This is a genomic window from Streptomyces endophytica (assembly GCF_026153355.1).
Taxonomy (GTDB): domain Bacteria; phylum Actinomycetota; class Actinomycetes; order Streptomycetales; family Streptomycetaceae; genus Streptomyces; species Streptomyces endophytica.
This window is the reverse complement of the sequence record NZ_CP110636.1, coordinates 5,870,965-5,895,701: the sequence shown is the minus strand read 5'-3', so window position 1 is coordinate 5,895,701 and position 24,737 is coordinate 5,870,965. Positions and strand designations below refer to the sequence as shown.

At 72.5% G+C, this 24,737-nt stretch carries 19 protein-coding genes and 1 pseudogene; 15 read left to right on the top strand and 5 right to left on the bottom strand.

Translation table 11 applies throughout. The annotated features are described in order from the left end of the window. Positions 1-109: 109 nt before the first annotated feature. Positions 110-585, bottom strand: a pseudogene (locus OJ254_RS26390) (roadblock/LC7 domain-containing protein). Continuing rightward, positions 566-3,118: a sensor histidine kinase gene (locus OJ254_RS26385; RefSeq protein ID WP_423835964.1), complete on the bottom strand. Its 2,553-nt coding sequence runs from the start codon at positions 3,116-3,118 to the stop codon at positions 566-568. The pseudogene OJ254_RS26390 and the gene OJ254_RS26385 overlap by 20 nt, the downstream one beginning before the upstream one ends. Before the next feature lie 508 nt (positions 3,119-3,626). On the opposite strand from OJ254_RS26385, the gene OJ254_RS26380 reads away from it, so the two are divergent. The 5 genes from OJ254_RS26380 to OJ254_RS26360 all read left to right on the top strand — a co-directional run bounded on the left by OJ254_RS26380 (position 3,627) and on the right by OJ254_RS26360 (position 11,961). Then, positions 3,627-4,763, top strand: a complete 1,137-nt coding sequence (locus OJ254_RS26380; RefSeq protein ID WP_265364367.1) for a substrate-binding domain-containing protein — start codon at positions 3,627-3,629, stop codon at positions 4,761-4,763. Positions 4,764-4,975: 212 nt separating this feature from the next. After that, positions 4,976-7,378 carry a toll/interleukin-1 receptor domain-containing protein gene (locus OJ254_RS26375; protein WP_265364366.1) on the top strand — a complete coding sequence of 801 codons (2,403 nt, stop codon included), beginning with the start codon at positions 4,976-4,978 and terminating at the stop codon, positions 7,376-7,378. Beyond that, complete coding sequence (locus tag OJ254_RS26370) at positions 7,375-7,818, top strand: hypothetical protein (RefSeq protein WP_265364365.1); 444 nt, start codon at positions 7,375-7,377, stop codon at positions 7,816-7,818. The genes OJ254_RS26375 and OJ254_RS26370 overlap by 4 nt, the downstream gene beginning before the upstream one ends. Continuing rightward, complete coding sequence (locus OJ254_RS26365) at positions 7,815-9,719, top strand: phenylacetate--CoA ligase family protein (RefSeq protein ID WP_265364364.1); 1,905 nt, start codon at positions 7,815-7,817, stop codon at positions 9,717-9,719. Before OJ254_RS26370 ends, OJ254_RS26365 begins: the two co-directional genes overlap by 4 nt. Positions 9,720-9,813: 94 nt before the next feature. Continuing rightward, positions 9,814-11,961, top strand: a complete 2,148-nt coding sequence (locus tag OJ254_RS26360) for an ATP-binding protein (RefSeq protein ID WP_265364363.1) — start codon at positions 9,814-9,816, stop codon at positions 11,959-11,961. Positions 11,962-11,991: 30 nt separating this feature from the next. On the opposite strand, the gene OJ254_RS26355 is transcribed toward OJ254_RS26360, so the two are convergent. Next, complete coding sequence (locus OJ254_RS26355; protein WP_265364362.1) at positions 11,992-13,404, bottom strand: amino acid permease; 1,413 nt, start codon at positions 13,402-13,404, stop codon at positions 11,992-11,994. A 436-nt stretch (positions 13,405-13,840) separates the two neighbouring features. On the opposite strand from OJ254_RS26355, the gene OJ254_RS26350 reads away from it, so the two are divergent. Genes OJ254_RS26350 through OJ254_RS26340 form a run of 3 tightly spaced genes read left to right on the top strand, consistent with a single transcriptional unit; the run spans position 13,841 to position 15,372 of the window. Continuing rightward, on the top strand, positions 13,841-14,356 hold the full coding sequence (locus OJ254_RS26350; protein WP_265364361.1) for an RNA polymerase sigma factor: 516 nt from the start codon (positions 13,841-13,843) through the stop codon (positions 14,354-14,356). Continuing rightward, positions 14,353-15,087 (top strand): hypothetical protein, encoded by a 735-nt coding sequence (locus OJ254_RS26345; protein ID WP_265364360.1) that lies wholly within the window; start codon positions 14,353-14,355, stop codon positions 15,085-15,087. The genes OJ254_RS26350 and OJ254_RS26345 overlap by 4 nt, the downstream gene beginning before the upstream one ends. A gap of 15 nt (positions 15,088-15,102) precedes the next feature. Continuing rightward, positions 15,103-15,372, top strand: a complete 270-nt coding sequence (locus OJ254_RS26340) for a hypothetical protein (protein WP_265364359.1) — start codon at positions 15,103-15,105, stop codon at positions 15,370-15,372. Between the two features lie 39 nt (positions 15,373-15,411). Here OJ254_RS26340 and OJ254_RS26335 read toward each other — a convergent pair whose 3' ends face one another. Then, a complete protein-coding gene (locus tag OJ254_RS26335; RefSeq protein WP_265364358.1) occupies positions 15,412-16,056 on the bottom strand; it encodes a TetR/AcrR family transcriptional regulator in 645 nt (214 codons plus the stop codon). A gap of 276 nt (positions 16,057-16,332) precedes the next feature. Here OJ254_RS26335 and OJ254_RS26330 point away from each other — a divergent pair, with 276 nt between their 5' ends. Then, the gene (locus OJ254_RS26330; protein WP_265364357.1) at positions 16,333-17,886 is read left to right on the top strand and encodes an MFS transporter; all 1,554 of its coding nucleotides are present in this window, start codon (positions 16,333-16,335) and stop codon (positions 17,884-17,886) included. Positions 17,887-18,124: 238 nt separating this feature from the next. Here the strand turns inward: OJ254_RS26330 and OJ254_RS26325 are convergent, their stop codons facing one another. Then, a complete protein-coding gene (locus OJ254_RS26325) occupies positions 18,125-19,093 on the bottom strand; it encodes an esterase/lipase family protein (RefSeq protein WP_265364356.1) in 969 nt (322 codons plus the stop codon). 386 nt (positions 19,094-19,479) lie between these two features. Between OJ254_RS26325 and OJ254_RS26320 the strand changes: the two genes are divergently transcribed. The 6 genes from OJ254_RS26320 to OJ254_RS26295 all read left to right on the top strand — a co-directional run bounded on the left by OJ254_RS26320 (position 19,480) and on the right by OJ254_RS26295 (position 24,714). After that, entirely contained in the window at positions 19,480-20,766 is a 1,287-nt protein-coding gene (locus OJ254_RS26320) for a PucR-like N-terminal domain-containing protein (protein ID WP_265364355.1), read from the top strand. Between the two features lie 56 nt (positions 20,767-20,822). Beyond that, positions 20,823-21,383 (top strand): GNAT family N-acetyltransferase, encoded by a 561-nt coding sequence (locus OJ254_RS26315; protein WP_265364354.1) that lies wholly within the window; start codon positions 20,823-20,825, stop codon positions 21,381-21,383. 380 nt (positions 21,384-21,763) lie between these two features. Continuing rightward, entirely contained in the window at positions 21,764-22,585 is an 822-nt protein-coding gene (locus OJ254_RS26310; RefSeq protein WP_265364353.1) for a hypothetical protein, read from the top strand. 93 nt (positions 22,586-22,678) lie between these two features. Further along, positions 22,679-23,977, top strand: a complete 1,299-nt coding sequence (locus OJ254_RS26305; RefSeq protein WP_265364352.1) for a hypothetical protein — start codon at positions 22,679-22,681, stop codon at positions 23,975-23,977. Between the two features lie 46 nt (positions 23,978-24,023). Beyond that, a complete protein-coding gene (locus OJ254_RS26300) occupies positions 24,024-24,425 on the top strand; it encodes a hypothetical protein (RefSeq protein WP_265364351.1) in 402 nt (133 codons plus the stop codon). Between the two features lie 31 nt (positions 24,426-24,456). Further along, complete coding sequence (locus tag OJ254_RS26295) at positions 24,457-24,714, top strand: hypothetical protein (RefSeq protein WP_261954546.1); 258 nt, start codon at positions 24,457-24,459, stop codon at positions 24,712-24,714. Positions 24,715-24,737: the final 23 nt, after the last annotated feature.

Below are 24,737 nucleotides of genomic sequence, written 5' to 3'. Positions count from 1 at the left end.
GGCCGGCAAGGTCCCTCTTCCGGCGCCGGGCCACGGCCCTGAACCCAGTGCCGGCCGTGGCCCTCCGCTCCGCTGTGCCCGCGCCCCCGCGTCCGCCGGGGGAGACGGGTCAGCGGGCCGGGGCGGCGCCGGCGTTCTTCTTGAGTTCCAGCACCAGTTGGGGGTGAGCGCGCTGCCGGCCCGGTTGGCGAAGAGGGTCATCTCGTAGGCGATGTTGCCGAGCTTCGCCTCCTTGGAGGTGACCACGCCGAGGACGGCACCGCAGCCGATGGCCGACACCAGCACATGGCCGCCCTCCAGGTCGATGATGACCTTGTTGAGGCCGCCGAGCCCGTAGTTGCCGGACGCACCGGCGGCCAGGCTCGTGACGCCCGACACGATCGCCGCGAGCCGCTCGGAGTCGGCCTGTTCGCGCAGTTGGGAAACGGCGATCAGCAGGCCGTCCGACGACACCGCGATGGCGTCGACGACACCGGCGGTCTGGGTGGCGAACCGGTCCAGCAGCCAGGTGAAGTCGGCCGCGGCGGCTGTCAGATCGGTGGGTTCCTCCCGCTCGGAACCGCTCTTACCTGTCGGCGTGCTCACTGCCCGACTCCTTCCGGGGTTGCTGGTGTGGCGTTGGCGCCGGTTCGCTGGTGGCGGGCGCACTCTCTTGCTCCGCCCTGCGTACGGCGGCCTCGAATTCGTCGAGTTCCGATCGGACCGCGTCGGCGTCGACGGGCGGGCGCACGGTCTGCGCCGTCCGGTCGGCCGCCGGGGTGGTCATGTCGAGCGTCGCACCCCGTACCCGCCGGCGCAGCGGCCGGACGGACCGGTCCTGCCGGGGCGCGGGGGTGGGCTGCTCCGCGTCGTCCGGGGTGCGGCGCGGGAGGCGCCGGGGGAGCTCGCCCTCCCGCGAGGGCCCGCCCGGCTGCCGTTCGGGCGCGGTGGCGAGGGCCCGCACGGGCAGGGGCGTGGCGGCGGGGACGGGGGACGGCGTGGGCTCGGCGGCGTGCGGCACGGGCTCGTTCGCGGCCACGGTCCCGGACTCGGACATGTCCGCGGTCCCGGCCCGTTCGGTGCCCCCGGCCCGTTCGGTGTCCCCGGCCCGTTCCGTGCCCTCGGCGGGCGACGGCGTCGGGGCAGGGTTCACGGCCAGCAGCAGTGCCGAGGGGAGCCATACGGTGCCGGTGACCCCGCCGCCCGGGGTACGGCTCAGGGTGACCCGGATGCCCGAGCGCCGGGCGAGGTTGCCGACCACGAACAGGCCGAGGACCTTGGTCGGTACGAGGTCGAGCCGTTCCCGGCGGACCAGCCGGGAGTTCTCCTCGGCGAGGCGTTCCGCGCTCATGCCCAGGCCGTGGTCGATGACCTCGATCAGGGCCCCACCGTCCGAGGTGACGTCGGTGCCGGGCCGGACGACGACCTCGACGGGCGTGTCGGACGGGGAGAACGAGACCGCGTTCTCCAGCAGTTCGGCGAGCATCAGCGTCAGGTCGTCGACGATGTCGGGGGCGACCACGACCTCCGTCTCGGCCCGCAGCGACACCCGCTGGTATCCCTCGATCTGGCCGAGTCCGGCCCGGATGACGTTGGCCAGGCCGGTCGGCCGGGCCTCCACCTCGGGGTCCCGGATGCCGGCGAGCAGCATCAGGCTGTCGGCGTTGCGCTGGAGGCGGACGGCGATGTGGTCGATGCGGTACATCCGCTCCAGGACGTCCGGGTCGGTCTCCTCGCGTTCCACGGCGTCGATCAGCATCAGCTGACGCGAGGTGAGGTTGCTGACGCGGCGTCCGACGTTGCCGAACATCTCGGCGACGTTGCGGCGGCTGAGCACCTGCCGTTCCAGCAGCGCCGCGGCGGTCACCTGCACCTGGTTGAACGCCTCGGCCAGGTGGCCGATCTCGTCGTGGACCGGAACGGGGATCGGCCGTGGTCGCAGCGGGGTGCGGTCCGCGGAGTCGTCGTCCTCGACCCGGGCGAGCTCCTCGCCGGCCACGTCGACCACCTGCTGGGCGGCGCCGGTCAGGGCCGCCAGCGGACGGACGACCGAGCGCCGGACCAGGACGGAGAAGGTCAGCCAGGCGGCGAAGCCGAGCAGGGCGAGGCCGAGCATCACCAGCGCGTTGTCGAGGGCGCTGCGGGAGAGGCCGTCGGCCCGGGTGGCGATCTGCTCGATCAGTGACCGGGTGATGGCGAGGCGCGCCTCGGCCTGCCGGGTTCCGGCGGCCATGGCCTTGCGCAGCTCGTGCGGGGTCTGGCCCTGCAGGGAGCCGGGGTCGATCTGGAGCTCCGCGAACTGGGCCTCGATGCCGTTCTGTTCGGCGTCCCGCTCGATCCCGTCGAGTGCCAGGACCTGTTCCGGGTCGGCGATCCGGCCGAAGCGTGCGGTCTGCTCCTCGTACAGCTTGTGGGCGCCGACCGCGCGGGTGTACTCGGTGAGCGCGTTGGCGTCCCGGGTCTGGGCGGAGAACACCCCGCTCTCGAAGGCCGCGTGGGCGGCGTCGGCGCGCAGCACCGTGTCGAGGAGGTTGGTGACCGAGGACGACGAGGTGCCGGCGTAGCGGTCGAGGCCGATGCCGTCGATCAGGTAGCCGACGGCGGCGGCGTACGCGGGGTCGATGGTGGCAGCCGGTACCGATCCGCGTTCGACCTTGTCGCGCAGGACGGTGAGACCGCGGATGTACGCGAGGGCGCGGGCCTCGTCCTTCGGCAGGCCCGGTCCGAATGCCGCGTGCACGGCGGTGACCTGCTCGTCGGTGTCCTGCTGGGTCCGGCGGTAGGCCGCGGTGGACGGCAGGGCGGCGCCGGGACGGACCGACTCCTGCTCCACGGAGAGCAGCAGCGCCTGCCGGTGCTCGGCCTGTACGTCGTTGATCAGCCTGGTGACCTGCTCGCTGTCCCGGACCAGCTCCGCGCTCCGGCCGGCGTCCTGGGCCTTCTGCACCTGGGTGGTGACGCCGACGCCCAGCAGCACGCCGACGACCGCGACCGGCGCGATCACCAGGACGTTGAGCTTCCGCCGGAACGGCCAGCGGTCGAGGAGGGCGTCCGCCCGCTGACGGAACCGCGGTCGCAACGGTGAACGCCGGGACGGGTCGGGTTCGTGTTGCGGCGGGTCCACTGCGTCCACGGACACCCGGGCCTCCTTACGACGTGCTCTTGAGCGGTGACCGGGGCGGTGGTGTCGCCGACCGCCGACGACGGGAAACGCGGCGGCGGGGAAACACGAAGAATGCGAGGTTTGCACCTCAATGCGAGCGAAAAGATTCCGCCACACGGTCAACCGGCCGTGAACACTACCGCTTGTGCACGGGCATGCAAGACGGGACGCATCAAGGCCCCCCAGTATTCAACTCTTCGTCACCTTTGGTCCGTTACAACCCTGCTGAACGCCCCGCCGCCGGCCGCCGGTGCCCGTCAGGAAGCGGAATGAAGGGGCGGGAAGCGGGCCGAAACCGTGCGAAGGGGGAGAGAAGGCGAGCGCGAACTGGCGCGATTCCACCGGGTCCGGCACGAGCGGCATACACGGCATCTCCGACGGTGGGGGCATCTCCCGCAGGTGGCTGCCCCACGGACCACCGCCACCCGTAACCTGTCTCCCCCCACCCCCACCCGTACCCCCATGCTGCGCTGCGAGGACACCCGTGCACCCCACCCGCAAGGCGGTCGTGACCGCCGCCGCACTCCTGGTCATGGCCACCGCCGGCTGCGATTCCGGCGCCGGTGCCACCGCCGCCCACCAGAGCTCCGCCAAGCCCGGCTGTCCCACCGCCCTCTCCCGGGCCGAGCAGGCCGTCAAGAAGGCCGAGGAGGTCAACGCCCCCTGGAAGGGCCCCACCACCGGACCCAGGGCCGTGCACGGCAAGACCGTCGTCTACATAGCCCAGACCCTGACCAACCCGGGTGTCGCCGGCGTCGCCCAGGGCTTCCAGGAAGCCGCCAAGATCCTCGGCTGGCACGCCCGCACCCTCAACGGCCAGGGCACGCCCGGCGGCATCCGGGCCGCCTTCCAACAGGCCCTCGCCCTCAAGCCGGACGGCATCGTCCTCAGCGGGTTCGACCCCGGCTCCGTCGCGAAGGAGGCCAAGAAGGCCCGTACGGCGGGAATTCCGCTGATCGGCTGGCACGCCACCGCGACCCCCGGCCCCAGCAAGGACCCGCAGCTCTTCAGCAACATCACCTCCCGGGTCGAGGACGTCGCGAAGATCAGCGCCGACTGGATCATCACCCGCTCCCGTGGTCACGCCGGCGTCGTCCTGTTCACCGACGCCACGGTGCCCTTCGCGAAGCACAAGTCCGACCTGATCAAGAAGGAACTCGCCACCTGCTCCGGCGTCAAGCTGCTGAGCTACACCAACATCCCGATCCCCGACGCCAGTAGGCGCTCCATCGGGGAGGTCCGCTCGCTGCTGTCCCGTTTCGGCCGCACGTGGACGTACTCCGCGGCCATCAACGACCTGTACTTCCAGCACGCCGCCCCCGCCCTGCGCGCCGCGGGCAGGGACGGCGCCGGCACCCCCTACAACATCGGTGCCGGCGACGGCGACCCGTCGGCGTTCCAGCGCGTCAACGGCAAGCAGTTCCAGGCCGCCACCGTGCCCGAGCCGCTCTCCGAACAGGGCTGGCAGATCATCGACGAGTTCAACCGCGCCTTCACCGGCGCCCCGGACAGCGGATACGTCGCCCCGGTCCACATCGCCACCCCCACCAACAGCGGCGGCGCCCTGTCCTGGGACTCGGAGGGGTACCGGCAGGCCTACCGGAAGATCTGGGGGGAGTGAGGGGCGGGGGCCCTTCCGGCCGGCGGGGCCCTTCCGGCCGGCGGGGGTCGGCCGCGGCCGGTCCGGGCGCTCGCTCCGCGGCCGCGTCCGCCCGTTGACCGGTGACCTGGTGGTCCGCTGGCGGGCATAATCGGGTCACCGTGCCGGGCGCCGCCGTTCGTCTCCGTGGTGCCCCGGAAACCGGTGGTGGAGCTGCGCGGTGCGATGGGGGAGTGGTGGGGAGCGAAGCCCGTCCGGCGGCGTCGGCCTATGACGCGTTCATCAGCTACAACGCCAAGGATCTGGCGGCCGTGCACCGGCTCGCCGAGATGCTGCACGCGGAGGGTTTCCACGTCTTCCTCGACGACTGGTGCCTGGTGGCGGGCGAGCCCTGGCAGGAGCGTCAGAACGAGGCGTTGGCCAACAGCCCGTGCTGTCTGGCGATGTGCGGCCCACACGGCCTCGGCCCGTGGCAGAACGAAGAGGTACGGCTCGCGGTCGCGGCCCGGGTCAGCGGCCGCTCGATGCGGGTGATTCCGGTACTGCTCCCGGACGCCTCGGACGCGGCGCTGGAACAGCTGGACTTCCTGGACCGGTTCACCTACTGCGACTTCCGTGGCGGACTGGACCAACCCCGTTTCTTCACCCGGCTGTGCGCCGGGATCCGCGGCGAGGCGCCCGGACCGCCGCAGCCCGCGGTGACGGCGTTACCGGCCGGGCAGCCGCCGCCCGCGGCGGACTACCGGTCGGCCTTCCACGCCCCGGCCAGCGGCTGGCAGCGGAGCTCCGCCGTGGCGGCGGCCCGCGCCGCGGTGACGACGGGCGGGGCACCGGTCGTGCTGTGCGGACTCCCCGGCATCGGGAAGACCCACGTGCTCTGCGACACCGCGGACGCCGTGCGCGCCGGCCGGACCGTGCTCGCCCTGTCCGCGGGCGGCACCACGGCCGCCGAGCCGCGCTACCTCGTGGAGGAGGTCAACGCCTGGCTCGACCGGACCTTCGGCCGCGGACTGACCGGCGAGGAGCTGTACCTCCACGACTGGCCGGACGCGCTGGCCGCCCTGCTGGCCCGCGTCGCGGCGGAACCACTCCTGGTGCTGCTGGACGACCTCGGCACGGACCGGGCCGGGGGCACCGTGCTGCGCGCCTTCGCCGGCCATCCGGACTGCCTGGTCCTGGCCACGGCCGCCGAGCACCTCGTCGACACCGCCGACGCCCGTCACGTCCTGGTGCCGCCGATGTCCGCTGCCGAGGGCACCGACTTCATCGCGCACATGGCAGAGCGCACGAACCTCCCCGTCGAACCCGAGGAGTTGGCCGGCCAGCTGCCGGCCGACGTGCTCTCCCACCCGCTCGCCCTGCGCACCTTCCTCGCGCACACCGCCTACGTCCCGGCGGCCCTGCTTGTCCCCGGCCTCCCGTCGGACGTCCTCTCCGCCCGGAAACTCGTGTCCACGGCCGTCGCCCGGCTGCCGGCCGTGCACCGCAAGGCCCTCGCGTACGCCGCGGTGCTCGACCGGGTCGCGCTGGCGGATCTGCTCGCGGCCGGCATGGCCCTGCCGCCCTGGTTCACCCTCGCCCTGTCCGACCTGGTGCCGCGCTGCCTCGTCGTCCAAGTGGCCGGCGGGGTCGAGGTGCCACAGCTCGTCATCCAGGCCCTGGACGACGAGGAGCCGTCGGTCCGCCGGGCCGCGCTGCACGAGATCCTCGCCGAACTGGCGGGGCTGGCAGCCGACGCGGAGCGCGACGGGCTGGCATCGCTCGCGGGGGTGCTGGCGCCGGTGGCCCTGGTGGCCCTGGAAACCGGCGAGTGGCGGGCACTGCGCGATGCGGTCCCGGACCGGCTGCTGGACCGGCTGAACGCGAGTGGCTTCTGGAAGGAGTACGTCCTGCTCACCAAGGCACTGATCGAGGCGTCCGACCGCCTCGGGGACACCACGGACCGGGTGCGCCTCCGGGTCCGGCTGTCCCGCAAGATCGCCCAGCTCGGCGACACCCGGTCCGCCTGGCAACTCGCGCGTGAGGGCGAGGCGGTCCCCGGAGCGGCCGACTCCACGGCCCTGCGCGCCGAACTCGCGGGACAGCGGGCCTTCCTGTCATACCTGCAGGAGGACGACCGGTCGACGCTGCACGAGCTGGGGATCTGCATCGCGCTGCGCGGCCGCGAGGGCGATGCCGCGGGCCTGCTGATCGCGCACAAGCTGGAGGGCAACGTCCATCTGCGGCGCGGACGGTACGAGGAGGCCGCCGCGGCGTACCGCACCGCGCTGGCGGCCGGCGACGGGCGCGCCGATGCCCGGCACCGGCTCGACACGGAGGCGAGCCTGGCGATGTGCGAGGCACGCCTCGGTCCGCCCGAAGCCGCGGCGCGCAGCCTGGAGCGCACGGTGAGCGAGATGCGCGCCCTGTCCCTGACCATCGACCTGCCCCGCGCCCTGCACGGACTCGCCCTCGTGTACGAGCGGTTGCGCCTGCCGGCCCGGGCGCTGGAGCTGGCCCGGCAGGCCGCCGCGGAGCCGGCCCGGGACCCCGCGGTGCGCAAGGCCGTCGACCGGATGCTGTGGCGGCTGGAGAACCTCCAGCAGGCCACCCGGTCCACGGCCGGCGGCCGGACGGCGGAGGGCGAGTCCCGGTGATCGGACGCAGGACGCCGGTACGGGTGATGCGGTCGACGCTCCGTGCCGCCGAACTCCCGGACTATCTGCGCGAGGCGTTCCTGCAGGCCGTCCCCGCCCGGATGAGCAAACGGACCGGGGTGCTGCTGCGCGGCCATCTGCGCCTGCTGGTGCACGCCTCACGGTCGGCCGATGCGGTGCCGGGCGGCGCGGAGGCCTTCGCCGAACTGCGCAGCCGCTGGGCCGCCGAGGGCGGCGACACCGCGGACCTGCTGCGGCTGGTCAGGATGGTCAACTACCGGGCCCACGCACTGCACGCGCCGGTGGCCGGTGAACCCGGTGAGGAGAGCGGTCCCGCCGCGCTCGCCGAGTTCTGGGCCGCCGGCGGTCACGACATCCAGGAGCTGTCCGGCTTCCTCGCCGAGGTCGACCAGGAAGCGGCCGATTGGCTTCCGGGATGACCGGCCCGCCCGCGCCGACGGTGCTCGCCGAACTGCTCGACCACGCCCGCCGGCACGTTCCCCACTACCAGACGCTGATCCCGCCGGGGCCGTTCTCCGGCGAGGACGCGGTCGCCACGCTGCGCCGTCTGCCGCTGCTGCGCCGCACGGACGTCAGGACCGAGCGGCCGCGCCTGTGGTCGGCCGAGGGGGACGCCCGCCGGTGGCGGCGGGTGCAGACCACCGGAACGACCGGCGTACCTCTGGAGGTCGTCGTCGACGAGGCGGCGCAGCAAGCGGAACTCGCCGCGTTGCTACGGCATGTACGGCGCCACCTCGGCGCGCAGACCGCGCCCTCGATCACGCACCTGACGCTCCATCTGGCGTCGACCTCCCGGGCCTCGGTCGCAGCGGACCCGCCCGGCGCCCGGCTGGTCAAGTGGAATCTCAGCCGCGCCTGGCAGCTGCCGGACGCCGAATTCCGTTCCGTGGCGAGGGAATTGCACGGCCAGGTGGTCACCGTGATGCCGAGCGTGATGGCGGCCCTGTGCGATCGCCTCGGCCCGTCGTGCGGTGTCGGACCGCGGCTGGTCGTGCTGTCCGGTGAGCAGTTCACCCCGGACCTGCGGGAGCGCATCCGGGAGACCTTCGACTGCCCGGCCACCGCCCTCTACACACTGGCCGAAGCCGGCATCGTCGCGCACGAGTGCGGCGAGACCGGCACCTATCACGTCGAGGAGACCGGGGCGTACCTGGAGGTGGTGGGAGACGCCGGGGACCCGCTGCCGCCCGGCGCTGTCGGGGACATCGCGGTGACGCCGCTGGTCAACCGCGCCATGCCGCTGCTGCGCTATGTGAACGGCGACAAGGGCCGCTGGATCGACGGACCCTGCGACTGCCGGCGGCCCGGCCCACGACTGCAGCTGCTCGCCGCGCGCACCCAGCACGCGCTGCTGGCCGAGCCCGACGGCCGCGGCGTACGGCCCATCGATGTGGCGAAGCTCTGCCGGCAACTGGACCTCGGTGTCACCCGGGTCGCCCGGGAGGGGGACGAGATCGTCGTGGAACACGATGACCCGCATCCCGCCACGCCCCTTCAACGGAGCGCGATCTCGGCGGCGTTGCGCTCGATGCTGGGAGCCGGCCGGACCGTACGGCTGGTTCGGGCGGACGGGGAAACCTCCGGCGCCGTGCGGCCGGTGGCCGAACCCGGCCCCGTCCGCCCCGCGTTCCTGCCGCCGACGGACATCGCGGCCTGGGCACGCGACGTGCTGCGGGACCGGCCGGGTGTCCTGGCCGCCGTCCTCACCGGATCGGCGCTCGACCCGGCCGCCGTCAGCCGTTTCAGCGACATCGACATCACCGTCGTCATCGACGACGACCCGTGCCAGGAGCGCTGGTACGCGCTGGCCGCGGCCATGAACCGGCACCTGGCCACCCTGCGCGTGAACATCACCGAGCCGGCCGGGCCGGCGCGCGCCCCGCTGGTCGCCTGCCGTCTGCTGGCGGAACGCCTCCCGATCCTGGGCACGCTGGAGGAGGCCGGGCTGACCTGGCCGGCCGTCCCGGAGGTGGTGGGCGAGGCCCGCTTCTGGGCGCAGAACGCGGAGAGCGTGCTGTGGACCCGGCTGACGGCGGCCGACCGGCAGCGCACGGACCCGGTGCGGGATGCCTGGCTCGCCTCCCGCTTCTGCCTCGACGCGCTGCGCTACCGGCTGCTGTCCGAGGGCGTGCGGGTGACGGCGGCCCGTGAAGTCCTGTGCCGCGCCCAGGAGTTCGGGATGCCCAACGCCCAGGGCGTCCGGCACGCCTTCGCCGTGGGCAGGGAGCACCGGCCGCCGCCCGCGCCCGGATCGCCGGAGGCGGACGAGTTCCTCCGGGTCGCCCTGGTCTGTGTGCGGTGGCTGGGTGGGATCCTGTGATCCGGTTCGACGACGAGCGGGCCCCCGGAGGGAGTGGGCGGATGAGCCCGAGCGAGGCGGACGGTGCCGGCCGGGATGCCCGCCGGGACAGCCGGTGGCCGCGTCCGGCACCCCGGGGGCACCGGGCGGAGTGCACAACGCCGTCTCGGGGGGCGTCTTCCACGGCCCGGTGATCCAGGGCGGGCAGGTGACCGTCACCCTCGCGCAGCAGCCCGTGGGCACGCCCTCCAGCGCGCTGCCGTCGCCGTCGTCGGTCCACGTCGGCCACGAGGCGGAACTGGCTTCCCTGAAGGCGGCCCTGGACACCGGGGACGGTTCGGCCGGCCCGGCCGTCTGCCTGGTGACGGGCCCGGGCGGCGTGGGAAAGAGCGAGCTCCTGATCCAGGCCGCGCACGCCGCGCGCCGGCAACGGCAGTTCCCCGGCGGCCTCCTCTACGTCGATCTGCGCGGCCACGACGCGGGCTCACCTCCGCTGACACCCGGGGAGGCGCTCGGACGCCTGCTGCACCAACTGGGCGTTCCGGAAGCGGCTGTTCCGGTGCATGCCGAGGACCGCGCCGCCCTCTACCGCCGGCACCTGGCGGAGCAGACCGTGCTCGTCGTGCTGGACAACGCCCACGACAGCGAACAGGTCCACCCGATGCTGCCGCCACCCGGCGCGAGCAGGGTGCTGGTCTCCAGCAGACGGCAGCTCCCCGCGGTGGACGAAGCCCACCGCATGACCCTCGACGTGCTGCCGCATGACGCCGCCGTCCGGCTGCTCCTGGAGGTGTCCGCGCGCCCCGGCGCCGCGACGGCCGGACCGGCCGGCGAGGAGCTGGCCCGGCCCGCGGCGCGGATCGCCGAGCGGTGCGGAGGGCTTCCACTGGCGCTGCGCATCGCGGCGGCCCGGGTGCGCGGCCGGCCACCGGCCGCCTTCGCCGACCTGGCCGGGTGGCTGGCGGACGAACAGAGCAGGCTGGACGAACTCGACGACGGGGAACGGCGGATGACCTCGGTGCTGGCGGTCTCGTACCGCGATCTCGACGACGAGCAGCGGCGGCTGTTCGCACTGTGCGGTGTCCACCCCGGACCGCGGCTGGGCCTGCACGCCGCCGCCGCGCTCGTCGATCTGCCGCTCGCCCGGGTCCGCCGCCTGCTGGAGGGCCTGTGCGCCGCCCACATGGTGCAGGAGGAGGAGCGCGGGCGTTATCGGCTGCACGGTCTGGTCCACGACTACGCCCGGGAGAGGGCCGAGGAGGACCTCCCGGCGGCGGTGCGCCGGGCGGCCGTCGACCGGCTGGTCGATCACTACCTGGCCACCGCCGACCGCGCCGACCGGGTGCTGTCACCGCACCGCTACCGCCTTCAGGACGAACACGGGCTCCCGCCCGGCACGGCCCCGGAGATCTCCTCCCGCACCGAGGCCCTGTCCTGGCTGGCCGCGGAACTGGACAACCTGGTGGGCATCTGCCGGGCCGCCGCCGACTCCTCCGCACCGGCCCGCAGCTGGCTGCTCGCGGATGCGCTGCGCGGCTACTTCTTCCTCGCGAAGACGTGGACGCCGTGGCAGGCGACGCACGAGGTGGCGCTCACCGCCGCCGAACGGGCCGGCGCCCACCGCGAGCAGGGCATCCTGCACAACAGCCTGGGCTTGGCGCTGCTGGAACAGCGTGACCTGCCGGGTGCGTCGGCCCACTACACGGCCGCCGCCGGTCACTTCGAGACGGCGGGTGACGCACACGGCAGCGCGAACGCGGTCGAGAACCACGCCTGGGTGCGGCACTACTCCGGCGACTTCGCCGGCGCGCTGGACGACCACCTGCGGGCACTGCGCCAGTACGAGCGGCTGGCGGCCGAGCGGAACCGTGCCATCACCCTGCGGGGGATGTCGCTGGCGGAGCTGGAACTCGGCCGCACCACGGACGCCATCGGCCACCTCCAGGAGGCCGGGCGGATCTTCGCCGAGCGGGACATGCACCTCGACGCCGCGATGACGCTCAACGGGCTGGGCGAGGCGTACGCCAAGGCCGGCGACCCGACGTCGGCCCGGCGCCACCTGCTGCGGGCGCTGCGCCTGAGCCGGTCCTGCGGCAGCAGGTACGAGGAGGCCCGGGCGCGGCGCGGTCTCGGCTCGGTCTGCCGGGCCGGCGCGCCGCGGCTCGCCCTCCACCACTGGGAGCGGGCCCTGCACCACTACACCGAGCTGGGCTCGCCCGAGGCGGAGGCCGTGCGCGCCCTGATCGCGGAGGTGCGTGCGTGACGCCGGGGCCCGAGGCCGGACCTCCCGGCCTCAGTCGCTGGTTGCCCTCCGCCGGTCCCGGCGCTGCTTGAGGTGCCCGGCGGCGGCCAGTGCCGCGACCACGGCGGCGGTGCCGGCGAGCTGTTGGCGGCCGTCCGGCGAGGCGGCCATCACGGCGAAGATGCCGAGGATGGCGGCGAACGCCAGCCAGGTCAGGTAGGGGAAGCCCCACATCCGTACGGAGAGCAGCTCGGGCGCCTCGCGCTCCAGACGGCGGCGCATCCTCAGCTGGGTGAGGCAGACGATGGACCAGACGACCAGCACCGCGCAGCCGGCGATGTTCAGCAGCCAGGCGAACACGGTGGTCGGCCAGATGATCCCGGCGATCACGGCGGCGAAGCCGAAGGCGCAGGAGGCCAGTACCGCCGCGGCCGGCACGCCCCGGGTGACCCGGCTCAGGAAGCGCGGTCCCTGGCCCCGGTTGACGAGGGAGTACGCCATGCGCGACGAGCCGTAGATGTTGGCGTTCATCGCGGAGAGCAGCGCCACCAGCACCACGATCTGCATGATCGTGCCGGCGGCCGGGATGCCGAGCAGGTCGAGCACGGTGACGTACGGGCCCTGGGTGGCGACCTTCGGGTCGTTCCACGGCACCAGGGTGACGACCACGGCCATGGAGCCGATGTAGAAGACGGCGATGCGCCAGACGGCGGTGCGGACGGCGCGGGCCACGTTCCGGCTCGGATGGTCGGACTCCGCCGCCGCGATGGTGACGGTCTCCAGCCCGGCGAACCCGGAGATGGTGGTGAGCAGACCGGCGGCGAGGCCGGCGGCGCCGGTCGGGAAGAAACCGCCGTGGCCGGTGAGGTGGCGGGTTCCGGGCGGGTTGCCGAACACCCCGAGGATGCCCAGTACACCCAGCACCAGGAAGGCCACGATCGTGGCGACCTTGATGGCGGCGAACCAGAACTCGAACTCCCCGAAGTTCTTGACCGCGGTGAGGTTGCTGGCGCAGAAGAACGCCATGAAGACCGCCACCCAGCCGTAGGCGGGGAGGAACGGCACCCAGGTGTGCATGATCGTGCCCGCCGCGGTGGCCTCGGCGGCCACGCCGGCGCAGAGCATCAGCCAGTACATCCAGCCCGAGGTGGCTCCCGCCCAGGAGCCGAGCTCCTGCTCCGCGTGGACCGAGAACGAGCCGGTGGAGGGCCGGGCGGCGGACATCTCGCCGAGCATCCGCATGATCAGCATGACCAGTGCGCCGGCCCCGATGAAGAGCAGCACGATGGCCGGCCCGGCCGCGGCGATACCGGCTCCGGAGCCCACGAAGAGCCCCGCGCCGATGACGCCGCCGAGCGCGATCATCGACAGATGACGCTGCTTGAGGCCGTGCGACAGCACGGACTCGTCGTGCTGCCCGGCCTCCGGGGAGTCCTGGGGTGACCGGGTGGTTGTCCGCGTCATGGTCGTGCCTGTTCATTGGGTGAGACGTTCGGTGAGCCGGAAAAGTCTGGGGGCCCGACCTGCCCGTATGACGTGAACGCCCACTATTCGGACCGTTCGCCTACAGCGGGTGAAGGGGGTGACACGTCAGGTGGGCGGCACGGTGGCGCGTGGCCGGATACCGCCGGAAGGGCGGTGTGCGCCTGTGAGTTGTGTCACTGCTTGCTGAAAAAAGGTGTAGACCCTTGCGGGGCGCCGGCGGGGAAGTGGCAGCTCACCGTCCGCTACCACTGGGTAGGCCATTACGCTGCGCAGCGCATGGTGATCAATGGGTGATATTCGGCCGCGCGGGCATGCGTGTTCGGCCGGTCGGTCGGGTTGAGTGTGCGTCATCAGTGGGTGGCGCGACCGGAGTTGACGTTCGCCCTTACGTTCCCAGCCTCAATGAAGAGGACCCATGACCGAAGATGTCCATGCGGAGGACGGCAGCCCGGTGGCGGAGGCGGTACTGCCCCTGCCGTTGGAATTCGAGGCGCTCTACCTGGCGAACCAGGACGCGTTCCACCGGTACGCGCTGCTCCACCTCGACGGCAACGACGCCGCCGAGGAGGCGGTGCACCGGGCGTTCCTGGAGATCCTGCGCCACTGGGACGCCCTCCTGGAGGAGAGCAACCTCCAGCAGCAGACCTGGGCCATCCTGCGCCGGGTCGTCATATCCGAGCAACTGGGCGGATTCCGGAAGCGACTGGCGTTGCTGCGCGGCGAGACCGGCCTGTACCGCGCGCTGTGCAGCCTGCCGCCGCGCCAGTTCGACGTCATCGTGCTGCGGTACGTGCTGCGCTGCGAGACCTGCGAGATCGGCTGGTACCTGGGCGTGACCAACAGCACCGTCGACTACCACTGCCGCCGGGCGAAGGAGCGCCTGGAGCGGGCCATGGCGTCGTACATCAGGGCAGAGGGGGACCCGAAGTGAGCGGTGTGGAACGGCTCCTCGCGGAGGCCGGAGGGAAACTGCACGCCAGGCGGCGCGCCTTCGATGTGGGGGCGGGGCTGCGGCGGCTGGCGGAAGACGCCGGCTATGTGCCGCCGGCCGGTGACGTACCACCGGTCTCGCGGGCCCGGCAGCAGCTGTCCGTGGTCGTGCGCTGGGTGCTCGACCAGCCCGATGCCGCCGTGCACGTCGAGCGCCTGGCGGAGGCGATCGGCCGGAAGGGCGGCGCGGAGGACGGTGCGGAGGAGGGCGTGGGCGGCGGCGCCGAGGACTGCACCGCGCTGTTGGTGAACGAGGACGACCTGGAGGACCTCGACGTCGACGGCGCGCAGGTCTTCGCCTGCATGCTCTCCCTCGCGGACCACCCGGAAAGCGCCCAGTTCTGGTGGCAGTTCGCCGCCGGTGCCGGGAACAGAGCCGCTGCCTACTGCCTGCACCTGCACCACCTCGGCCGGGGTGAGGTCGCCGAGGCCGACCACTGGATCGATCTGCTGCAGAACTGCCTGGACGGCCCCGATGACGCCTTCATGCAGGGGATGGGCCTGTTCGCGGCGTACGTACGGCGCAACTGCCCGCCGGTGCGGGTCCGGGAGCCCGGGCTCACCGCGGAGGTCGAGCGGCTGGCGACCCGCGAGGAGACGGATGACGTGCTGGTGTGCCGGCCGGATCGCGAGATCGCCCGCCGCCTGCAGGACTGTGCGCAGCACCGCTGAGACGAAGGACATCACATGAGGAAGCCCAAGCCCCTGGTCCCGGACCCGGTCCTGGTCCCGGACCGGGACTTCGACCCGGCCGCGGATCCGGTCTCGATCGCACGGTCCCGGGAGTACGTGGAGCTCGCGGAGCCCGTGACCCGGGCGACCCGCGGCGTCCGCCTGCGGCAGTGGGTGCGCCGCCACCGCCGCGACGCGGCCGCCCATCTGCTGCGCGGTACCTGCTACGGCCTCGGCACGGGTGCGGTCGGCCTCGCCTTCTGGTGGATCCAGCAACAGCTGTAGCAGGCAGGGGAGTTGGGGCTGTCGAAAGGCGCGTGGGAGCTACTCGGCGCGGCGGGAATCCAGCCCCGTGCGGGCGGATCGCAGGCAGCTGCGCGCCGCGGCCGGGGTGAGGCCGGCGGCGATGAGGACGGCCAGGGCGGCCGCGTCGCCGGCGGGGTCGTGCCAGGAGGACGGGTCCTGCGCCTCGACGAGGGTCAGGGTCAGCGATTCCAGGGCCTGGGCGAGGACCGGGGCGGGGAGGTGGTCGGAGAAGACGCCTTCCCGCTGGCCGCGTTCCAGGATCGAGGTCGCCTCCGCGCGTACCGGGGCGAGCGCGGCGCGGATGCCCTCCTCGCCCAGGTCGCGGCGGCCGAGGGCGATGAGCATGCGATAGCGGTCACCGACGGCCCAGACGGCCAGGGTCATCCGGGCCATGGCCGTCGCGGGCGCGGCGCCGGGCTGCCGTACCGCGGTGAACGCCTCCTCCACCGACTGTGCGGCCTCGTCCGCGAGTGCGGCGATCAGCGCCTGGCGGTTGGGGAAGTGGCCGTACAGCGTGCGCCGGACGACACCGGCCGCGCGGGCGATCTCCTCCAGGTTCGCTTCGGGGTTGCGGCTGAGCTCCTCGCGGGCGGTGGCCAGGATGCGGGCGCGGTTGGAGCGGGCGTGGCTGCGCTGCGGGGCGGGCCCTGGGGCGGTGGTCATGGGCGTGCGGCTCCTGTGTCGGCGATGCCCCCTCATCGTACTTACTTGCACACTGCTGTGCATGTTCCTATGGTTGCACATGGCTGTGCAACTTCGTGTGCGCCATTCCCGCCGCCACTGCCATGCCCGGTCCGTCCCTGTTCCCACCGTCATTCCCACCGCCGTGGAGGTCCCGTGTCGACCCTCGATCCCGCATCCATATCCCCGCCGGCGGCAGCAGCGGCAGCACGCACAACCGGGCGCCGCGCGTCCGCACCCGCTCCCGCTCCCACGCCCGTGGAGCACCCGGAATCCCCGTATCCGCGCAGGTGGTGGGCCCTGCTCGTGCTCTGTCTGAGCCTGCTGATCGTGGTCATGGCGAACACGTCGCTGATCGTGGCCGCGCCGGACATGACCAGGGACCTCGGCCTGAGCAGCAGCGACCTGCAGTGGGTCGTCGACGGGTACACCGTGCCGTACGCCGCGCTGATGCTGGTGCTGGGCGCGATCGGCGACAAATACAGCCGCCGCGGCGCGCTGCTCACGGGCCTGGTGGTCTTCGCGGGCGGTTCGGTCATGGGCAGCCTGGTCGACCGGACCGAACTGGTCATCGCGGCCCGGGCGCTGATGGGCGTCGGCGCCGCCGTCGTCATGCCGGCCACCCTGTCGCTGCTCGTCGCGGTCTTCCCGCGGGCCGAGCGCGCCCGCGCCATTACGGCCTGGACCGCCACCTCCGGTCTCGCCATCGCCGTCGGCCCGCTGGTCGCCGGGTGGCTGCTGGAGGACCACGCCTGGGGTTCCACCTTCCTGATCAACGTCCCGGTCGCGGTCGTCGCCGTCGTCGGCGCACTGGTCCTGGTGCCGTCGTCGAAGGCGCAGGGCATGGGCCGGATCGACTACGTGGGCGGTCTGCTGTCGATCGTCTCCGTCGGCAGCCTGGTCTACGCGACGATCGAGGGCCCGCACTTCGGCTGGGGCGCCGGCCCGGTCACCGCCGCCGTGGTCGCGGGCCTGGGCCTGCCCGCCTTCGTGGCCTGGGAGTTGCGGCATCCGCACCCCATGCTGAACGTACGGAAGTTCAGGCTCCGGCCCTTCAGCGGCTCCCTGCTCGCGGTGCTGTTCTTCTTCTTCGGCACGTTCGGCGCGCTCTACTACTCCACGCAGTTCCTGCAGTTCGTCCTCGGCTACGACGCGCTGGAGACCGGCGTACGGCTGCTGCCGCTGGCCGGGGCCGTGTTCGCCGGCGCGGCGGTGACCGGCCGGCTGACCCCGCGGCTGGGCATGAAGGCGATGGTGGTGGCCGGTATGGCGATCGGGACCGCGGGCGTCCTCCTGCTCACGTGGATCGAGCAGGGCTCGGCGTACACCGACTTCCTGGCGCCGATGATGATGCTGGGCTTCGCGATCGGCCTGAGCGTCTCCCCGGCCACGGACACCATCATGGGGTCCTTCCCGGAGGACGAACTGGGGGTGGGCGGCGGCGCCAACGACACCGCCCTGGAACTCGGCGGCTCGCTCGGCATCGCGGTGCTGGGTTCGCTGCTGGGCACGGCCTACCGCGACGAACTGACCGACCTGGCCGGCGGCCATCTCCCGGCCGCGGCCATGGACGCCGCCAAGGACTCGGTGGGCGGCGGCCTGGCGGTCGCCGAACGGATCGCCCAGGACCCGTCCGGCGGCCCCCAGCAGGCCCAGGCCCTGATCGACGCCGTGCACCGGTCCTTCGCCCACGGCGTCGCCACGACCAGCCTGACCGGCGGCATCATCATGGCCGCCGGCACCCTCCTCGTCCTCGTCGTCCTGCCGGGCCGGAGGAAGGCGGGGCGGACCGGCGATCCGGCTGCCGGCTGAAGTGGTGGCCGGGAGCGGCCGACGACCTCAGGTGCGGGCCGGGCGGCGCGGCTCGCGGCACATCGCCCACAACGCCGGCTCACCTGTCGATCGTCGTCACCTTCGGAGTGTTCGTTATCGAGATACGGGCCATTCCGGACCCCGATGATCTTGAGCGGCGGTGCAGGGGGCGCCCCGGACGCGACATGGCCGCGCGGAAGTTCCGCGCGGCCACGTGTGCGCGCGGTGTGACGGGGTGTCAGCAGTCCGGGCTGTGGGTGTGGGCCGGGTCGAGGGCGTTGAGGGTGAGGGTGGTGGCCGTGGGGTCGTAGCTGATGTCGACGTGGTCGGTGAGGTCGGTGGGGCAGAAATCCTGGACCTTGAGGTTGCTGACGTTCGGGGCGGCGGCGAGGTAGGCCGAGGTGTAGGGGGTGACGACCTCGTCGTAGCGGCTGGTGATGACCGTGTAGGTGACGTCGGGGTGGGTGTCGCCGCCCGCGTTCAGGTCGTTGAGGAAGTCCGAGCCGGTGACCTGCTGGCGGCAGGCCGGGCAGGAGGAGTCCATCATCGCGTCACCGCCGGGGAAGAGATGGGCGAGCAGGCCGAGGCCCCAGAGCGACGTGCCGTGGTTGGTCGGGGTGAGGGCGATGAGCTTGTCCACCTTGGTCGAGCCGCCGAGGTCCTTGAGGTAGTAGCGCGGCAGCAGACCGCCCTGGGAGTGGCCCACCAGGTCGACCTTCGCGGCACCGGTCGCGGCCCGGACCCGGTCGACGAAGGACGCCAGTTGCCGTGCGGAGGCGGGGATGTCGCCGGTGGCCATCAGTGGCCCGGCCGAGCCCCCGCCGTAGTTGAGGGCGTAGACGCAGTAGCCGGCATCCTTGAGCTTCGGTGCCAGCCCGGCCCAGTTGGCGTAGCGGTTCTCGAACGTGCCGTGGACCAGCACCACGGGACGCGGATGCGCCGCGCCGGGACGGCAGTTCCAGTCGTTGGTGCCGGCCGGCACGGCCGTGGGGTGGAGCGCGGAGTACGCGAAGGCCGGCAGGAAGCCGTCCTGGCGCGGGCCGGCCGGGTCGTCCGCCGCGCCCGCCGGGGTGGCGGTGCCCGCGGCCGGCGTGGCCTGGGTCGGGGCGGCGCCGGCGAGGCCGAGGCAGGTGGCGGCGGCGAGCCCGGTCAGGGCCGCGGTCAGCAGCCGCAGGCGGGGAGCGGGCCGGGATCTGAAGGTGCGCATGGGGGATCTCCTCTGCCGTGCTCTGGAAGGGGGCGCGGCAGAGGCCCCGTGACCGGAGCCCCGTGGCCGAGGCCGATAGCGGCCCGTCCTCGGTCCTGGGCTCGGCCCCGTTCCCGGCCCCGTGAATCTTTGTCACAAGGGCGAGACACGGAAGCTACCGCCGCGTAACGTCGGATCCACACTGGCGCCGTGCGCGGAAGCCCGACCAGGCAGAACGGGCGCGGAGCCGAGAAGATGTCATCCGCGTGACATGTTTCGCCGGCTCCGCCTCACGGGGTGCAGCCCGTGCGCGGCCGCCCGTGCCCCACCCCGTGTGCTGCCCCCTGCAGGTCCCCTCCCCGTCCCCTCCCCGTCCTTCTCCCGCCGCCCGAGACGGAGTTACCGCGATGGCGTCATCGGCCGAGACGTTCCGGCGCGAGCCCTGGCACGAACTGCCCGTGGCGCTGGCCGCACTGATCCGTCCCCGGATCGACGCCATCGTCACCGACATGGTCGAGGCGATCCGCGAGGAGGTGTCCGCATACCGCCGCCCCCTCGACTCCGCCGTCGGACGCGATCTGCTGGAGTCGATCCGTCGCGCCCTGCGGCAGTTCGCCGAGCTGACCGAGCACCCCGACAGCCCGCAGGACCACCACATCCGCCACTTCCGGCACCTCGGCCGCGTCGAATTCCTCAACGGCCGGACCACGGACGGCCTGCAGGCCGCCTTCCGGGTCGGCGCGCGGGTGGGCAGTCGGCGGTACGCCGAGCTCGTACAGGAGGCGTCGCTGCCACCCCAGCTCGTCGTACCGCTGCACGAGGCGGTACTGATCCACATCAACGCCCTGTCCAACGAGGCGGTGCAGGGCTTCCTGGCGGCGCAGCTGCGCTCGGAGGACGAGCTGAAGCGGGCCCGCCGCACGCTGGTGGAGCGGCTGCTGGAACAGCCCCGAGGGGGAGGGCAGGACCAGGCGCCGCTGGGGCCGCTGGCGTCACGTGCCCGCTGGCCGCTGCCGCGAACGGTGGCGTGCGTCGTGGTCCGGTCGGCGGGCCGGTTCACCGTGCCGGGTGCCGATACCGAACTGCTCACCGTCCACCGGGGGAGCGACGCGGTGCTGGTCGTTCCCGAGCCGGAGACCGGCGGACTGCTCGACCGGGTGCGGCACGCCGCCCGGGGCCGCGTCGCCGCCGTGGGCCCGGCCGTCGCCGCGCCGGAGGCATGGCTCTCGCTGCAGTGCGCCCGTCTCGCCCTCGACCACCGTGCCGAACGGGCGCCGGGCGCCGAGCCCGACGGCGGGGTGTTCCTGCGTGCCGACGAGGAACTGGCGGACCTCCATCTGCTCCGCAGCGCGCACATCGGGCTGCTGCTCGGCCGTCGGGTGCTGGGCGCGTTCGCGGAGCTGCCGCGGGGCCGGGCCGTGCGGCTCGCCGAAACCCTGGACGCCCTGCTGATGTCCTGGGGACGTACCGCACCCGAGGTGGCGCAGGTCCTGGGCATTCACCCGCAGACGGCCCGCAAGCGGCTGCGCCAGCTCGACGAGCTCTTCGGCGACCGGCTCGGCGACCCGCACTTCCGATTCGAGGCCCAAATCGCCCTGCGTACCCATGCGTTGAGGCGGAACGCCAGCTCTCGCCCGATGCCCGCCGGAGCCCGGGGGACAGCGGCCGTCCCGAGGCGGCCGCCCGCGCCGTGACCACCTGCCCCTCGCCCTCCCGATGCTCCGGACGCTTCCGACCACAGAAGGTGACCATGTACGCGATATCCCTCGGTGACGACGGCGCGGAGCTGCGCCCGCTGGAGCCCTGGCAGGCCGGGGAGTTCCTGGCCCACATCGACCGGGGCCGGGAGTTCATCGGGCAGCACAACGGGCTGCCCGACGCCGTCACGGACCTGGCGTCGAGCCGGGCGTTCCTCCAGGCCTACGCCGAGAAGGCCGCCGCCGACACTGGGCGGATCCACGGCATCCGGACGGACGGCACGCTGGTCGGCGCGGTGATCCTGCGGACGATGGACGTCACGCAGGGCAACGCCGAGGCGGGCTGCTGGCTGGAACCGTCGGCGGTCGGCAAGGGGTTGGTGACCCGGGCCGCGCGGGTGCTCATCGACTGGGCCGTCGAGGAGCGGGGCATCCACCGCGTGGAGTGGTGGGTCTCCTCGACCAACACGCCCAGCATCGCCGTGGCCCGGCGCCTGGGGATGACGCGGGACGGCGTACTGCGCGAGAGCCACCTGTACCGGGGGCGGCGGCACGACGAGGAGATCTGGTCGGTGCTGGCGTCGGAGTGGAGGGCGGCCAAGGGGGCGGTGTGAGGAGGTTCGGGTGGCCTGCTGCCAGACCGCGGTGCCGGTGCATGGGGTATGCACCAGTTGAACGGGAACCTGCCGTCGGAGCGGGATGTTGACCGCGCAACAGCTGAGTCCGGCGGGCGCGTTGTGGTGTTCCGCCGACATGCCGGGCTCGCCCGCGCGGCGTAGTGTGGGGGACGAAGGACGTGGTCCGGAGCGTCGCCCGTCTGTGCCCTCCGGATTCTCGGTCCCCGAATTCACTGATACGTACCGCACGCCGTGCGTGCTGGTGCGGCGGACTCCGACGTCTGTACGGGCTGTGCGTCCCCGGCCAGCCGGTCCCCCATGCCGAGCGGCCGGGCCCGACGCCGACTCGTGAGCGCCGCTGCTGAGCGGGAAGCGCGATGAACGGTTTCGCCGACCACCTCATGGTCCGGTACCTGCAACCGGAACACGTGGCCAGTCTCCTGGTGCCCCAGGACGATCCCGACCGGCACCGGCTGCGCTCCCTGCTGGCCGCCGTGTACGAGCCGGCTCTGCTCGAAGTCCGATTCGTCGATGCCGTCGAGATCACCGCAACGAACTTCCAGGTGCCGGTGAGTGCCCCCGTGACGGTCCGTGGGAGCTGGGAGAAGCTCCTGCCGGACGTGGCGCAGGCCAGGGCAACGTTGGAGGTCCCGGCGGTGGCGCCGCCGAACTGGATAGACCTCTCACTGGAAACCGTGGTCACCGCCCGGGTGGCACTGACCTCCGGTGCACTCGACGCACTGGATGCCGAAGACCTTTCCGGGCTCTCCGAGGAGGAGTTCGTCGCGAAATTCGGCTTCCTGGACCTCGCCGAGCTGATGCGCAGGGCCAAGGCCGCCGACTACGGGGAACTCCAAGCGCAGTTCCCCCGCCTCTACCGGTTGCACTACGCCGACGCACCGCCCTTCGACCCCGATGAGCCGGGGCGTACCTACCGCCTGCGCATCTCCGTGCTGTTCTTTCCCGACCTGGACCTCGGTGCCGCGCTGCGCCGGCTGGTCCAGTGCCGGCGGGCGCTGGACGACACGCGCCCGCGACCCGACGAGTACGACGGCGGAGCTCTGCTCGCCGCCAGTGCGTGGCTGGCGGTCTTCCCCGCCGCCGCGCTCGCACCCAACACCGCCCCGGCGACCGGGCAACAGGTCTCCGACCTGCTGGCCGCCGAGGGCTTCGTGGCCGCGTTCGAGGACGTCGCATGACACCCCGCCGACGTGGTGAAGGCCCGCAAGCCGGGCCCCATCGCGCGCGATGTCCGGCCGGACGACCGTCACGCACGACGTAAGGAGCGGTCGATGGCGGTCAAGTACATCAAGGTCACCCCCGTAAGCAAGCTCTTCGCGCCCGCCGTCCGGGCGTTCGGGGACATCGCCATCATCGGCAGGGGCGGCTTCGGCACCGCGGAGTCGCCGCCCACGGACTTCACCTCGCCGTCGGCCGCGGCCGGCGCCTACCGGGCCGGGGCGACCACGCTGGCCGCCGATGCGGCCACCGGAGCGACCGCCGTCACCGTCCCGGTGAACGTGCCGCCCGCCACCACCGTGCGGATCGGCACGGGCACCGCCTCGGAGGTCCGCAAGGTGACGAAATCGGCCGCGGCCGGAGCGGACTTCACGCTGACCGTGGACCCGGCGCTGGAGAGGAACCATGCTGCTGGGGACCCCGTGACGCAGGAGAGCCCGAACGACCTCGTCCGGGCCATCGGTGCCGCGTTCAACCAGTCACCGCCGCCGACCAGGGTCTGGGGCGTCCAGGTGGATTTCGCCGGGCCCGATTGGGACGCGGCGCTCCTCAAGACGGAGAAGCTGGACGTCCAGATCGTGGTGCTCGCGAACACCCCCCTCAACCAGGCGAACGCGGAGACGGTCGGCAAGCTGGCGACCCATGTGTCCACCATCGAGGGCGACGGCAAGGAACGCATCGGCGTGGCCATGCTGGACGGCTCCCTGTCGGCCGACGATGCGGTCGAGCTGAACACCGGGGCCGTGCAGAAGGAGCGGATGGTGCTGGTGGCCCATCGTTCTCCTGACGACGTAGCGGCCGCCACCGCCGGGGTCATCGCCGGATACCGGCCGCACATCTCCCTGCTGCTGAAACCGATCAGCATCGCGATGACGCAGACGTTCTCCGACTCGGAGATCGACAAGTACAACAAGCGCCTCATCAATTGGATCACCAGCCCGGTGCTCCTCCCCGGCCAGGCGCTCTACCTGGGGGAGGGCTACACCGCCGACTCCAGTGGCAACAAGAAGTACATCGATATCGTCCGCACCCTCGACGACGTCAATTTCCGCATCAAGGCGGCGCTGATCCAGGCGATCGGCAACCTGCGGATCAGCCGGGTCGGGCTGCGCGCCGTCGCCACGCTGGTGGAGTCGGTGCTCTCCCCGCTGGTGGCGCAGGAGGTGATCGACCGCTTCACCGTCGTGATCCCGCTGCTGACGCTCCTGGACAAGGACCCGGCCGACCTGTCGGCGGCGGAGGCGAAGGAGATCAAGGACGCCCGCAGCGCCCGCCAGGCCGACATGACGATCGAGGTCGTCTACGCGGGAGCCATCCACCGGCTGGCGGTCCAGCTTGTCTTCACCGGCTGATCCTGCCGGTGGCGGAGCCGAGGGAAAACCAGGGAAGTGAGAGACCATGCCCGACACCCTGAAATGGGACACCCGGCTTGCGGTGTCGGTGGACGCCAAACCGGTGACCCCCATCGACTCGTTCAACCCGACCTTCAACGTCCCGGTCCAGCCGCTGCACTCGCTGGAGGCCGACAACGTCGCGCACATAGTCCAGCCGCAGGCATTCACCTTCACGATGGCGGTCAAGGCGATCGGCACGGCCGTGGCGACGCTCACCGGGCTGGCGATGGACAACACCGCCTTCAGCGTCGTCGTCCAGCAGGGGAAGGGCAGCGACTGGACGTTCAAGAGCATCGCCCTCAACGACTGCTACATCACGTCCGTCGCCCACACCATCGTGATCGACGGCGTGCCCACCACCACGTTCAACTGCATCAGCCTGCAGGCCGTCCCCACCGGCGCCTAGCCGCGGACGCTGCCGGCGGACGGAGGTCCCCATGCCGGACGCCAACCAGGAACCCGCCGACGAGCGGGAAGGCGCGCAAACCGTCGAACGTCCCGGACTGATCGAAGTGCACCAGGGCGACCAGGTCGTTCCCGCACCGGGTTCGGAGGCGGCGGTGTCCGCCCGTTCGGGCACCGAGGTCCACTACTACTTCCCGGTCCACGTGGTGATGGCCGGAGACCTCACGGAGGAGACCAGAACGGCCGTCGAGGACGGCATCTGGACGGCCCTGTATCAGGCGCTCACCTGAGCCGAGAGATCCTGAGGAGTCTC

Coding starts and splice junctions, on each gene's coding strand:
- OJ254_RS26365 (WP_265364364.1), top strand. CDS start 7,815: ATGACCGGCCCGCCCGCGCCGACGGTGCTCGCCGAACTGCTCGACCAC.
- OJ254_RS26305 (WP_265364352.1), top strand. CDS start 22,679: ATGGCGGTCAAGTACATCAAGGTCACCCCCGTAAGCAAGCTCTTCGCG.
- OJ254_RS26300 (WP_265364351.1), top strand. CDS start 24,024: ATGCCCGACACCCTGAAATGGGACACCCGGCTTGCGGTGTCGGTGGAC.
- OJ254_RS26340 (WP_265364359.1), top strand. CDS start 15,103: ATGAGGAAGCCCAAGCCCCTGGTCCCGGACCCGGTCCTGGTCCCGGAC.
- OJ254_RS26355 (WP_265364362.1), bottom strand. CDS start 13,404: ATGACGCGGACAACCACCCGGTCACCCCAGGACTCCCCGGAGGCCGGG.
- OJ254_RS26295 (WP_261954546.1), top strand. CDS start 24,457: ATGCCGGACGCCAACCAGGAACCCGCCGACGAGCGGGAAGGCGCGCAA.
- OJ254_RS26350 (WP_265364361.1), top strand. CDS start 13,841: ATGACCGAAGATGTCCATGCGGAGGACGGCAGCCCGGTGGCGGAGGCG.
- OJ254_RS26325 (WP_265364356.1), bottom strand. CDS start 19,093: ATGCGCACCTTCAGATCCCGGCCCGCTCCCCGCCTGCGGCTGCTGACC.
- OJ254_RS26335 (WP_265364358.1), bottom strand. CDS start 16,056: ATGACCACCGCCCCAGGGCCCGCCCCGCAGCGCAGCCACGCCCGCTCC.
- OJ254_RS26320 (WP_265364355.1), top strand. CDS start 19,480: ATGGCGTCATCGGCCGAGACGTTCCGGCGCGAGCCCTGGCACGAACTG.
- OJ254_RS26315 (WP_265364354.1), top strand. CDS start 20,823: ATGTACGCGATATCCCTCGGTGACGACGGCGCGGAGCTGCGCCCGCTG.
- OJ254_RS26310 (WP_265364353.1), top strand. CDS start 21,764: ATGAACGGTTTCGCCGACCACCTCATGGTCCGGTACCTGCAACCGGAA.